This window comes from Saccharopolyspora montiporae (genome assembly GCF_015209505.1).
In the GTDB taxonomy this organism is placed as follows: Bacteria; Actinomycetota; Actinomycetes; order Mycobacteriales; family Pseudonocardiaceae; genus Saccharopolyspora; species Saccharopolyspora montiporae.
The window spans coordinates 221,296-233,520 of record NZ_JADEYC010000018.1 but is presented as its reverse complement, the minus strand read 5'-3'; the positions used below and the strand labels follow the sequence as shown (position 1 = coordinate 233,520).

Below are 12,225 nucleotides of genomic sequence, written 5' to 3'. Positions count from 1 at the left end.
CCGGGAAGGGGAGGCGCCGCGCGCGCACCGGAGCAGGTCTCCCCCTCCGGCCGCCGAGTCGCGCACCGCAGCGCGGCACCGCAGCTCGCACGTTCCGGATCGGGTGGGCTGCCGACTGCCTGCGGGACTGGGGCGCTATTCATGTGCGGCCCATCGTGCCCCAACATGCGAACCACCGCCGCGCAACAGGCAGCGCGGGAGATCACCGGCGCTCGGTCTGCGACGAACGGGCGATCCGACTTATGCCCGGGCGAAGGACAGCGGCGCAAATACCGGACAAACGGGATTTTTCGCAGTCCTGGCGCATCCGGCAGAAAGCGGAGTTCCAGGGTGTGGGCCGGCACCGGTCGGGGGGCTTCCCGATGCCGGCCCACGTCTGAGGGGGCTTGCAACCCCGGTCGTGCGCGAATCCGGCGACCGCGGCTGTTCCGCGGAGATCGCTAGACACGCGCACGCGATCAGTTGTGAAAATCCCACAGGTTCGCCGCCAGGTCCAGCCCGCGGCGCAAATCCCCCGAAGAAACAGTTCGCAACGAACCGAATCGAACCGGTAGCGCTACTTCTTCTTCCACTCCATGAACAAGACCGGTTTCTTGCGCGCCTTCCGGCTGAGCAGCACCGCACCGATCAGCACGATTCCGGCGATGCCGAAGGTGAATCGCTGGCGATCGGTCGGCCCCTGCTGATCAGCGGGCTGTTGCGACTCCTGGGCACGGGGGAATCCATCGATGCCCACGGGTGCGGAACCGGCCGGCGGCGCCGAAGCCGCGGCCACCCGATCCCCGGGCGCGGCAGCGGGGGCGTCCGCGGAGTCCGCCCAACCGGGCGGTGCGATCAGCAGCAACAATCCCGTTGCCAGTCCGGCGACCGCACTTCGCGACATCACGCCACACCTCGTCTCCACCGCGGCTCGCAACGAGGCACCGGCGTCACCGCACGACCGCGAGCGCCGGGAGATCGCCCCTGCGTGAACCCATTTGATCATACTCGGGGCGGACCCGGGACCGAAGGAGCTCCCCCTGATCGGTGCAGCCGCGGCGTTCAGCGCGCCCGCTCCTCCTCCTGTCGGATGCGGTCCCCGAGATCATCCACCACGAGGGTGTCCCGCCGGATGCTGTCCGTGCGATAGGCAGCTCGTCCCACGAGCTGGGAGAGCACCGGCGAAGTCAGCATCTGGAACAGCGCCACCAGCAGCAGCCCGGAGCCGTAGATGAACTCCAGCTGGACCGCGGTGCCCAGCAAGATCAGGATCAGGCCGAACGTCTGCGGTTTGGTCGCCGCCTGCAGACGCCCCGCCACGTCCGGGAAGGTCAGCAGGCCGACCGCGCCGAGCAAACAGGACAGCGCACCGATGATCAGGCACAAGGCCGCGAAGACGTCCAGCGCGCTCATCGGTACGGCTCCTTCTTCTCGATCAGGCGGGCCGCGCTGACCGACCCGATGAAGGCCAGCAGGGCGAACGCGGCCAGCAGGGCGATGTTCTGCGCTTCCCGCTGCCAGCCGATCGCCACGCAGGTGGCCGCGATCAGCAGCGTCACGAACACGTCCATCGACACGATGCGGTCCAGCGTCGACGGACCGCGCATCAACCGCACGAGCACGAGCAGCACGGCCGCGGTGAGCAGGGCGAGGGTGATCACGAAAACCCAGAACACGGTCAGCCCCCCGCTGTCCGGACTGCGGGCGCGGCCGCCTGCCGATGCGTCATCATGCGGGCTTCCTTTCCAGCAGCGCGAGATCCGAGGCGGAACCGACGGCGCGCACGATGCGGTTCTCCATCCGCAGCACGTCCGAGCGGACCCGGCCGACGCCCTCCTCGGACACCCCGAGTGAGTACACGTAGCAGATGCGGTTCTCCCGGTCGATCTGCAGCACGAAGTTGCCGGGTGCCAGCGATACCGCGTTGGCCACCATCGCGGTGATGTGGTCCGAGTCGGTCAGCAGCTCGACCTCGACGATGGCCGACTTGGCCGACCGCCCGTAGCGCACCGACTGCCAGGCGACCCGAATCGTGGAGCCGACCATGTCCACGATCAGGAACATGATCAGCCGCAGCAGGGCCAGCGGGCGCAGCTTGATGTTCGTCCGGATCACCGGTGACGGGAACAGGAACGACACCAGCAGCGCGACCACGAGTCCGAAGAAGACGGTCCCGGCGTCGAGCGTGCCCCACAGCAGCAGCCAGACCAGCGTCAGCCAGACGACCAGCGGAGCCCGTCCCAACGCGCGCCGGGCCAGTCCCGGTGCCCGATCAGTCACTCGCCACACCCCCAAGCACCGCCGTCCGATACGTCTGGCCATCCATCAGGTCCTCCGCCGCGCGACCGGAGATCCCGGCCAGCGGGCCCGCGAGCACCGCGACCACCACGCTGGCCACCACCAGCACCCCGGTCGCCGCGACCATCGGCCGGTTCGAGGTCGCGGTGCCGACGACCAGTTCGTCGGTGGGGTCCGGGTCGACCTCGGGTGCCTTGACCTGGCCCCAGAACGCCCGGGTCCACACCCGGGCCATGGCGTAGAGGGTCAGCAGGCTGGTGAGCACCGCCCCACCGGTGACCGCGTAGGCCATCCAGGTACCGGCGCCCACACCCGCCTGCAGCAGGGCCAACTTGGCGACGAACCCGGAGAACGGCGGAACGCCGGCCAGCGCCAGCGCGGGCAGCGCGAACAACACCGCGATCAGCGGAGCGGCCTTGAGCAGCCCGCCCATCCTGGTCAGCGCCACCGTACCGGTGTGCCGGGTGATCAGACCGCTGACCAGGAACAGCGTCGCCTGCACCGTGATGTGGTGGACCACGTAGAGGATGACGCCGGTCAGCCCGATCACGTCGTAGACGCCCAGGCCGAACAGCATGTAGCCGATGTGGCTGACCAGCAGGAACGACAGCAACCGGTTGAGGTCGTTCTGCGCCAGCGCGCCCAGCGCACCCACGACCATCGTCACCAGCGCGATGACCAGCATCAGCGTCCAGCTCTGCTCGTGGTCGAACACGAGGGTCTGCGTGCGGATCAGCGCGTAGATGCCGACCTTGGTCAGCAGTCCGGCGAACACCGCGGTCACCGGCGCCGGTGCCGTGGGATAGCTGTCCGGCAGCCAGAAGTGCAGCGGCACCATCGCCGCCTTGATGCCGAACACGATCACGACGAGCAGTGCCAGCGCGGTCTGCAGCCCGGCGGGCAGCATGCCCACCTTGTCGCCGAGGTCGGCCATGTTGACCGTGCCCGTGGAGGCGTACACCAGCGCGATCATCGTGATGAACAGCAGCGAGGACGCGAGGCTGACGATCACGTAGGTCATGCCGGCCCGGACTCGCGAGGCAGTGGTACGCCGGGTGATCAGCACGTAGGACGAGCCGAGCATGATCTCGAACGCGACGAACAGGTTGAACAGGTCGCCGGTCAGGTACGCCATCGACACGCCGGCGCACAGCATCATGTACATCGGGTGGAACGTGGTGCTGGAGCGTTCCCGGCCGTAATCGGTGATCCGCTGGCCGATGGAGAACAGCAGCACCGCGAAGGTGACCACCGAGGACACCACCAGCAGCAGCGCCGAGAGCCGGTCGGCGACCAGCGTGATGCCGAACGGTGCGGGCCAGTCGCCCAGCTGCAGCACCAGCGGTCCGTTGCCGTCGGAGATCCACAGCAGAGCGATCGCGTCGGCGATGATCAGGCCGAGCACGACGATGCCGATCACGCGCTGGACATCGGCGAACCGGCCGAGTGCCAGCGACAACCCAGCGGCGGCCAGCGGCAGCAGCACAGGCAGGGCCACCAGAACCGTCACTGCGTTGCCTCCTTCTCCAGCTCCTCGGGAACGTCCTCTTCGGACTCGGCGAGCTGCCGTTGCACCCGCTGGATCCGGCGGTCCTCGACGTCATCGCGCACTTCGTCGTGCCCGAGCAACGACCACGACCGGTAGCCGAGCGCCAGCAGGAAGGTGGTGAGCGCGAACGTGATCACGATCGCGGTCAGCGCCATGGCCTGCGGCAGCGGGTCGGTCATCTGCTCCGGCTCAGCAGTGGCCAGGAACGGGGCCCGGCCGGGTGGCCCGCCGGCGACCTGCAACAGCAGGTTCGCGCCGTGGCCCAGCAGCACGGTGCCCAGCAGGATCCGCATCAGCGACCGCTGCATCAGCAGGTAGAAGCCGACCGAGTACAGGACGGCCAGCACGATCGCCATGGTCAGGTTGACGGTCACGACTGCCCCCTCTCGGCGGCCACGGCATCCGCCTCGATGCCCGAACCCAGCGTGCGCAGCAGATCCAGCACCACACCCACGATCAGCAGGTACACACCGGCGTCCAGCACGATGCTGGTCACGAACTTGATCTCGCCGAGCACCGGGACGGCGAACTTGTAGATGGCGCTCTCCAGCGGTTCGCCGCCGAACACCAGCGGGTAGAACGCGGTGGACACCGCCAGGAGCAAACCGATACCGATCAGCACCGGCGGGCGCATGGACACCACGGCGCTGTCGTCCATCCGACCGCCCGCCAGGTAGCGCAGCACGAACGCCTGGGCACCGACCAGGCCACCGGTGAACCCGCCGCCCGCGCTGTCGTGCCCGGCGAACAGCAGGTACAGCGACAGCACCAGCACGGTCGGGAACACGATGCGCGCGGCCAGTTCCAGCAGGACGGTGCGTTCCCGGTTGTCCCGGGGGAACCCGGACAGCAGCCAGCGCTCCGAGGGAGTGTCCCAGTTCGTCCAGGACTTCGGGTCCTTGGCGCCCGAGGTCATCGCCGTTCCTCCTCGTCGGTCGTGCCGCCCGCACCGCCGTCGCCGGCTTCCGCACCCTCGCCGACCGCGGCCGGGGTCGTCGCGCGGGTGCTGCGTTTCCGCCGCTCGTGCCGGGAGGCCAGGATCAGGCTGGCGACACCGGTCGCGGTCACGGCCAGCACCGAGATCTCGCCGACCGTGTCGAAGGCGCGGAAGTCCACCAGGATCGCGTTGACGATGTTCGTGGCACCCGCGCCGTCCTCGGCGTTGGCGATGAACGCGCCGCTGGCGTCCGGCGGTGCCACCCGGGCTCCGCTGAACACCACAGCGGCGACCGCGATGAACACGCCGGCAGCACCGGCCACGATCATCTTCGGCACGCGCAGCGCTCGGGCGTCGGTCTGGGTGAACCGCTCCGGCAGGCGGCGCAGCACGAACACGAACGCCACCAGGGTCAGCGTTTCCACCAGGAACTGGGCCAGCGCCAGGTCCGGCGCCCCGTCCACGATGAACAGTCCGCCGACGCCGTAGCCCACGACCCCCACCATGATCACGGCCGTGAGCCTGCGCTGCGCGCGGATCAGCGCGAGCGCGGCGACCGCCACGGCGAGCCCGAGCGGGATTTGCAGCACGTTGTCGAAGCCGCGCACCTCATCCGGCACGACGCCGCTGAGCAGCAGCGCCGACCCCGGAACGGCGAGCACGGTGACCAGGATGATGCCCAGGTAGGACGGCAGGGAACCGACCTGCAGCCGACCGGTGATACCGACCGCGGTGCGTTCCAGCAGGGCCATGATCAGCTCGTAGCCGCGCTGGGCGTCCAGCGGGCGCGGCATCCTGGCCCGCATCGCGGTGAGGTTGGTGCGCCAGTAGAACAGCAGCGAACCACCGGCGATGGCGATCGCCGACCACAGCAGCGGGAATTCGAGCCCGTGCCACAGCGCAAGGTAGTACGGGTCGTACCCGGCGCCGTAATCCTCGGCGAACGTAGCGGTGAGCCGGTCGGTGATCGGGTAAGCGATGCCCAGCACCAGGCTGGCCAGCGCGGGCAGCGCTGCCGGGACGAAGCCCTCCGCGCTCGGCGAGGGGGCGTCGGTGCGCGGCAGGCCCGGCTTGGTGGCGAACGCGCCCCACACGACGCGGAGGCTGTAGGCCATGGTCATCATCGAGCCGACGATCAGCACCGCGGTGATGGCCAGCCCGGTCGAGCTGCCCTCGAACGCGGCGAACGCGGCCTCCTTGCCGAGGAAGCCGATCATGGGTGGTATGCCCGCCATCGACGCGGCGGACAGGACCGCGATCACCACGAGCCACGGCTGCTGTCTGCCCACACCGGACAGTTCCCGGATGTTGCGCGTACCGGTCTGGTGGTCGATGATCCCCACGACCAGGAACAGCGTCGCCTTGAACAGGCCGTGCGCCAGCAGCAGTGTGGCCTCGGCGATCGCCGCGGTGTAGGTCCCGGCGCCGGCGAGCACCATGAGGAAGCCCAGCTGGCTGACCGTGCCGAAGGCCAGCAGCTTCTTCAGGTCGAACTCGTGCAGCGCGCGCCAACCGCCGACCAGCATGGTCACCAGCCCGAACACCACGCACGGGATCCACCACAGCGGTTCCCCGGCGAAGATCGGCCCGAGCCGGCCGACGAGGAAGACACCGGCCTTCACCATCGAGGCCGCGTGCAGGTAGGTGCTGATCGGCGTCGGGGCGACCATCGCCGCGGGCAGCCAGTTGTGGAACGGGACCTGCGCCGACTTGGTGAACGCGCCGACCAGGATCAGCAGCCCGGCCACCGTGACCGCGGTACCGGTCGGCGGGTTGTCGATGAGCTCGGAGACCCGGTACGTCCCCGCGCTCTCGCCCAGAACCACGAAGCCCAGCAGCATGACCAGTCCGCCCAGGACGGTGATCATCAGCGCTTGCAGCGAGGAGCGCCGCGACTCGCGGCTGATGCCCGCCTGGCCGACCAGCAGGAAGGAACAGATCGTGGTCAGTTCCCAGAAGACGTAGATGGTCAGCAGGTCATCGGAGTAGATCAGGCCGAGCATGGCGCCGGCGAAGGCCAGCAGCAGCGGACCGGACCGGCGCGCGTCCCCGCTGCCCGCGCCGAAGTAGTAGTCGGCGTAGACGAGCACCAGGGCGCCGATCCCGGCGACCAGCAGCGTCATCAGCAGGCCGAGCACGTCGAGCCGGAAGCTGAACTCCAGCCCGAGCAGGGGAGCCCACTGCACCGTCTGGACGATCTCCCCGCCGTTCAGCACCGAGCCCGCATGGCTGAGCACCCAGACCAGCGCTGCGGCCGGCGGGACCGCAGCGATCAGGAACGCGGCACGCGTGCTGCGCCGGGTCACGATCGGGAGCGCCAGCGCAACCAGCAGGTGCACGATGACGAACGCGAGCAAGGCACCTCCTCGACGCCAACTGGCCGTGGTCGGAGAACCCGCCGACACCCGACCACCGAAATTGTTCGTCACCGCCACCACGGGCGCACCGCGGAAGAACACCGGAATCCGCCGCGCGCGGCGACCGGTGGGAGGCTCGGGCCAGGTGCTCAGCGAGGTCCGATGGGCGTCAACTTATCCGAATCGCGCGGCGTGCACCTAATCGTTGGGTGAACGGTGTCGTGGCCGCTTGTCAGCCAGTTTTCGTTGCGACGAAAAGACCTTGCGGTTGCGCGCGGGGCAGCGGACCGGCAACGCAGGTGGGAAAGTTCACTTCCCGTAACACGCCTCGGACACCGAGCGTGATCCACCCCGACCGTTCGTGATTGGTGCAGAGCAGCGGCGAACCTGCCGGGTTCAGCACTGCGGGCCCGCTGCGCAGTGGACAATGCCAGCGTGCCCACGGACAGCGACGACACCGACACCGGACCCGGGCGGCTGATCGGTGACCGGTACCGGTTGGCGAGCAGGCTCGGGGGCGGTGCGATGGGCACCGTCTGGTCCGGTGTGGACGAACTGCTGCGCCGCCCGGTCGCCGTGAAGGAGGTGGCACTACCTCCGGGGATGCCCGAGGAGCAGGCCGCCGAGCTGCGCGAACGCGCCCTCCGGGAAGCGCGGGCGATCGCCTCGCTGTCCCACCCGAACGTGGTCACCCTCTACGACGTGGCCCGCGAGGACGGCGAACCGTTCGTCGTCATGGAACTGGTCCCGTCGCAGAGCCTGGCCGCACTGCTCGACCAGCACGGCCGGTTGGACGACCAGCAGCTCGCGGTGGTCGCCGACGGTGTGGCGGCCGGGCTCGAAGCAGCGCACCGGGCCGGGATCGTGCACCGGGACGTCAAACCCGGCAACGTCCTCGTCGGCAGCGACGGCCTGATCAAGCTCAGCGACTTCGGGATCTCACGCAACATCGCCGAACGGACGCTCACCAGCACCGGGATCCTGCTGGGCACACCCTCGTTCATCGCGCCCGAGATCGTCACCGGGGACGCCGTGACCGCGACGGCCGACATGTGGGGCCTGGGCACGACCCTGTTCGCCGCCGCCGAGGGACGCACCCCCTACGACGTGGGCGATGATCCGCTGGCCACGGTCACCGAAGTCGCGCGCGGTCCGGTCCCGGCGGCGTCGCGCCCCGGCCCGCTCGGCGAGATCATCGGTGGACTCATGGTCAAGGACCCGGCGAATCGGATGCCGCTGACCGAGGTCCGCCGCCGGGTGCAGCACCTGCTGCCGGAACCGGGCGCTCGGCCGTTCGGTCTGCTGCTCGATCCGGACGCACCCACCGTGCGCGTCCGCACGCCGGAGAGCTCGACGCCGCAGAGCTCGCAGCGATCGGCCGAGCCGCCGGCACCGGGAACCGGGCAGGCCGCGGAACCCGCGCCGCTGGCCGAACATCCGGGCACCCCGCCGTTCGCGCTGCGCGAGCCGGTGCGGACCCGGCGCCCGTCCGGATGGTCGGTGCTCGGGCTCGTCCTGGCCGCGCTGCTGGTGTTCGCCGCCGCGGCGGGCGCGGGCTTCAGCGCCACCCGGGTGCTCGCCGGTGAGCGGGTGCTGCCGGAGGAGTCCTCCGTGGAGCCGCTGCCGGACCTAGGGCTGCAACTGCGACACGAAGCCGCCGAGCACACCGGTGATCCCGGTAGCGGCGCCTTCGCGTTGGCCGTACCCGGGGACTGGGAGAAGTTCCACAACGAGCGCAACGACCTGGCAGGCAGCAAGGAGGTCTCCTGGGTCGCCCCGGACGGTTCCGCGGAGATCTCCGCCGAGCGCTTCGGCGGGTTCTTCACCGCCGGGAACGAGGTGGACGACTACCTGAGCTGGCTGCCGTCGACGGCCGCCGGTTCGCGCGGCGGGTTCACCAAGACCACCGATGCCCCGACCGGACCCGATCGGCGACTGTCCTACCAGGTCACTGAGATATCGCTGGTCGGCGCGCCGGAACCGGCGGTGGTGCGCGACACCAGCGAAGTGCTGATGCCGCGCGGCCCGGACCTGTGGGTCTTGCGCGCCTCGGCCGTGGCCGACCTGCCGACCGGCACCAGCGATCATCTGCTGGACGCGGTGCTGCCCGGTTTCGCGGCGGGCTGACCACGCCTCACCGTGATCCGGTCTCGACTAGGCTGGCCCGGTGTGACGGCAACTACTGATCCGGCCGCTGCGGCGGAGGAGATCGCGCGGTCGACCGGTACCGATCGGCACGACGTCGCGGTCGTGCTGGGCTCGGGCTGGCGACCCGCCGCCGACGAGATCGGCACCGCGGACACCGAACTGACCATGGCCGACGTGCCCGGGTTCGCCGCACCGAGCGCCGTGGGCCACGCCGGAACGATCCGCTCGCTGCGCGTCGGCGACAAGCGCGTGCTGGTGCTGCTCGGACGCACCCACCTCTACGAAGGGCGCGGTATCGAACCGGTCGCGCACGGGGTCCGCACCGCGGCGGCCGCCGGCTGCCGCGGCATCGTGCTGACCAACGCGGCGGGCGGGATCCGCGAGGGGATGCGGGTGGGCCAGCCGGTGCTGATCAGCGACCACGTCAACCTCACCGCCCGATCCCCGCTGATCGGTGCGGACTTCACGGACCTGACCGATCTGTACTCGCCGCGGATGCGCGATCTCGCCCGGGACATCGACCCGGAGCTGGAGGAAGGCGTGTACGCGGGCCTTCCCGGACCGCACTTCGAGACCCCGGCCGAGATCCGGATGCTGCGCGGCTTCGGGGTCGATCTGGTCGGCATGTCGACCGTGCTGGAAGCGATCGCGGCCCGGGCCGCCGGCGCCGAAGTGTTCGGGCTTTCCCTGGTGACGAACCTGGCGGCCGGGCTGAGCGGGCAGCCGCTCGACCACCGGGAGGTGCTGGAGGCCGGACAGGCCGCGGCGGGCCGGATGGGCAGACTGCTGCGGTCGCTGGTCGAAGCGGCGTGACCGGGGAGGTCCGGTGAGGCTGGACGACGAGCCCCGTTCCGCGGCGCGGCGCTGGATCGCCGGGGACCCCGATCCGCGGACCCGGGCCGAGCTGCAGGACCTGGTGGACGCCGCGCCGGGTTCGGCGCAGGCGCGTGCAGAGCTGGACGAGCGGATGGCCGGTGTGCCCCGGTTCGGCACGGCCGGGCTGCGTGCCCCGGTGCGCGCGGGCTCCAACGGGATGAACCGCGCCGTCGTGCTGCGCACCACCGCCGGGGTCGCCGCGTGGCTGGCGGACCACGGCCGCTCCGGCGGGATCGTCGTGGTGGGTTCGGACGCGCGGACCGGCTCGGCCGAGTTCGCCGCGGACGCCGCCGCGGTGCTGGCGGCGGCGGGCTTCGACGTGCGGGTGCTGCCCGAACCGCTGCCGACACCGGTGCTGGCCGGTACCGCCCGCGCGCTGGGGGCGGTGGCCGGTGTGCAGATCACCGCGTCGCACAACCCGCCGCAGGACAACGGCTACAAGCTCTACCTGGACGGCGGCGTGCAGCCGGTGAGCCCGGTCGACGGGGAGATCGAGCAGCGGATCTCGACCGTGCCGCCAGCCGTGTCCGTCCCGCGCAGCGAGGACTGGACCACGCAGCACGCGGCGCTGGACGACTACCTGGCCCGGGTCGCCGAACTACCCTCCGGCCACGCGCGGGACCTGCGGATCGCGGTGACCGCGCTGCACGGGGTGGGCGGCGAACCGCTGCTGCGCGCGCTGCGGGACGCCGGTTTCACCGACGTCACCCCGGTGGAGGCGCAGCAGTGGCCGGATCCGGCCTTCCCGACCACCGGGTTCCCGAATCCGGAGGAGCCGGGCGCCACGGATCTGCTGCTGGAACTGGCCGCGAACATCGACGCGGACCTGGCGATCGCGCTCGACCCGGACGCCGACCGGTGCGCGCTCGGTGTCCGCGCGGGCGGGGCGTGGCGGATGCTGACCGGCGACGAGACGGGTGTGCTGCTGGCCGAGCACGTCCTGTCCGGGTTGGACCGGTCGGCGCACCCGGATCCGCTGGTGGCGACCACCATCGTCTCGGCCACGATGCTGCGGTCGGTGGCCGCGGAGGCAGGGGTGCGTTTCGCCGAGACGTTCACCGGGTTCAAGTGGCTGGTGCGCGCCGGGGACGGTGCGGGCACCGGACTGGTCTACGCCTACGAGGAGGCGCTCGGGCACTGCGTGGACCCGCAGCGGGTCCGGGACAAGGACGGGATCTCGGCGGCGGTGCTGGGCTGCGACCTGGCGGCGGGCGCGAAAGCCGCGGGCCGCGGTCTCCCGGATCTGCTGGACGACCTGCACGCGCGGCACGGGGTGCACCGCACCGGCCAGGTCTCCGCGCGGTTCACCGAGACCGCGGAGATCGCCGAGACTATGCGCCGGCTGCGGGAGTCGCCGCCGACCGAGCTGGCGGGCGTCGAGGTGCGGGTGGCCGACCTGCTCCCGGACACCGACGCGCTGGTCGTGACCGGGCGGGGCGGGTTGCGCACCGTGATCCGCCCCTCCGGGACGGAACCGAAGTTGAAGTGCTACCTGCAGGTGGTGGAGCCCGCTGCGGAGCAGCCGCTGCGCAAGGCCGAGGACCGCGCCGACCGCCGGTTGGCCGACTTGCGGCGGGCCGTGTCCGAACTGGTTGGAGGTCCCCGATGCCCAGACTGCTGATCGTGCACCACACACCCTCACCGGGAATGCGCGCCATGTTCGAGCAGGTGCTGGCGGGCGCGACGACGGACGAGATCGAGGACGTCGAGGTGGTGCACCGTCCGGCGTTGAGCGCCACCGCGCACGACGTCCTGCAGGCGGACGGCTACCTGCTGGGGACCCCGGCGAACCTCGGGTACATCAGCGGTGCGCTGAAGCACTTCTTCGACACGGTCTACTACCCGTGCCTGGACGCGACGGCCGGGCGCCCGTACGCGTGCTACGTGCACGGCAATGAGGGCGTGGAGGGCGCGCTGCGCGCGATCGGCTCGATCACCGCGGGGCTGTCCTGGCGGCAGGTGGCCGAACCGGTGACGGTGCTGGACCAGCCGGACAAGCAGGCACGGGAATCGTGCTGGGAGCTGGGTGCCACGGTGGCGGCCGGCCTGTTGCCGTAGCCCGCTGACCTGCACCGGACGAG

Annotated in this window: 12 protein-coding genes; 4 read left to right on the top strand and 8 right to left on the bottom strand. The window is 70.7% G+C overall.

The genetic code is table 11. The features are described 5' to 3' along the window. Positions 1-556: 556 nt before the first annotated feature. The 8 genes from IQ251_RS12015 to mbhE all read right to left on the bottom strand — a co-directional run bounded on the left by IQ251_RS12015 (position 557) and on the right by mbhE (position 7,120). Positions 557-883: a hypothetical protein gene (locus tag IQ251_RS12015; RefSeq protein ID WP_193928596.1), complete on the bottom strand. Its 327-nt coding sequence runs from the start codon at positions 881-883 to the stop codon at positions 557-559. Positions 884-1,041: 158 nt separating this feature from the next. After that, positions 1,042-1,392, bottom strand: coding sequence for a monovalent cation/H(+) antiporter subunit G (gene mnhG / locus IQ251_RS12010; RefSeq protein WP_193928595.1), 351 nt, complete (start codon positions 1,390-1,392; stop codon positions 1,042-1,044). Then, on the bottom strand, positions 1,389-1,655 hold the full coding sequence (locus IQ251_RS12005) for an MrpF/PhaF family protein (RefSeq protein WP_193928594.1): 267 nt from the start codon (positions 1,653-1,655) through the stop codon (positions 1,389-1,391). Before IQ251_RS12005 ends, mnhG begins: the two co-directional genes overlap by 4 nt. 52 nt (positions 1,656-1,707) lie before the next feature. Beyond that, complete coding sequence (locus tag IQ251_RS12000; RefSeq protein WP_370591348.1) at positions 1,708-2,259, bottom strand: Na+/H+ antiporter subunit E; 552 nt, start codon at positions 2,257-2,259, stop codon at positions 1,708-1,710. Further along, entirely contained in the window at positions 2,252-3,787 is a 1,536-nt protein-coding gene (locus IQ251_RS11995) for a Na+/H+ antiporter subunit D (RefSeq protein WP_193928592.1), read from the bottom strand. Before IQ251_RS11995 ends, IQ251_RS12000 begins: the two co-directional genes overlap by 8 nt. Continuing rightward, positions 3,784-4,200, bottom strand: a complete 417-nt coding sequence (locus IQ251_RS11990; RefSeq protein WP_193928591.1) for a Na(+)/H(+) antiporter subunit C — start codon at positions 4,198-4,200, stop codon at positions 3,784-3,786. Before IQ251_RS11990 ends, IQ251_RS11995 begins: the two co-directional genes overlap by 4 nt. Beyond that, positions 4,197-4,742, bottom strand: coding sequence for an MnhB domain-containing protein (locus IQ251_RS11985; protein ID WP_193928590.1), 546 nt, complete (start codon positions 4,740-4,742; stop codon positions 4,197-4,199). Before IQ251_RS11985 ends, IQ251_RS11990 begins: the two co-directional genes overlap by 4 nt. Further along, positions 4,739-7,120 (bottom strand): hydrogen gas-evolving membrane-bound hydrogenase subunit E, encoded by a 2,382-nt coding sequence (mbhE, locus tag IQ251_RS11980; protein WP_193928589.1) that lies wholly within the window; start codon positions 7,118-7,120, stop codon positions 4,739-4,741. The genes IQ251_RS11985 and mbhE overlap by 4 nt, the downstream gene beginning before the upstream one ends. Before the next feature lie 435 nt (positions 7,121-7,555). Here mbhE and IQ251_RS11975 point away from each other — a divergent pair, with 435 nt between their 5' ends. Genes IQ251_RS11975 through IQ251_RS11960 form a run of 4 tightly spaced genes read left to right on the top strand, consistent with a single transcriptional unit; the run spans position 7,556 to position 12,202 of the window. After that, positions 7,556-9,247: a serine/threonine-protein kinase gene (locus tag IQ251_RS11975; RefSeq protein ID WP_370591347.1), complete on the top strand. Its 1,692-nt coding sequence runs from the start codon at positions 7,556-7,558 to the stop codon at positions 9,245-9,247. A 42-nt stretch (positions 9,248-9,289) separates the two neighbouring features. Beyond that, positions 9,290-10,081, top strand: a complete 792-nt coding sequence (locus IQ251_RS11970) for a purine-nucleoside phosphorylase (protein WP_193928587.1) — start codon at positions 9,290-9,292, stop codon at positions 10,079-10,081. 13 nt (positions 10,082-10,094) lie between these two features. Next, a complete protein-coding gene (locus IQ251_RS11965) occupies positions 10,095-11,765 on the top strand; it encodes a phospho-sugar mutase (protein WP_193928586.1) in 1,671 nt (556 codons plus the stop codon). Continuing rightward, complete coding sequence (locus IQ251_RS11960) at positions 11,750-12,202, top strand: flavodoxin family protein (protein ID WP_193928585.1); 453 nt, start codon at positions 11,750-11,752, stop codon at positions 12,200-12,202. Before IQ251_RS11965 ends, IQ251_RS11960 begins: the two co-directional genes overlap by 16 nt. Positions 12,203-12,225 lie beyond the last annotated feature (23 nt).

Excerpts from the sequence above, each read along its gene's own strand:
- IQ251_RS12015 (WP_193928596.1), bottom strand. The coding sequence starts at position 883 with ATGTCGCGAAGTGCGGTCGCCGGACTGGCAACGGGATTGTTGCTGCTG.
- mnhG (WP_193928595.1), bottom strand. The coding sequence starts at position 1,392 with ATGAGCGCGCTGGACGTCTTCGCGGCCTTGTGCCTGATCATCGGTGCG.
- IQ251_RS11985 (WP_193928590.1), bottom strand. The coding sequence starts at position 4,742 with ATGACCTCGGGCGCCAAGGACCCGAAGTCCTGGACGAACTGGGACACT.
- IQ251_RS11960 (WP_193928585.1), top strand. The coding sequence starts at position 11,750 with ATGCCCAGACTGCTGATCGTGCACCACACACCCTCACCGGGAATGCGC.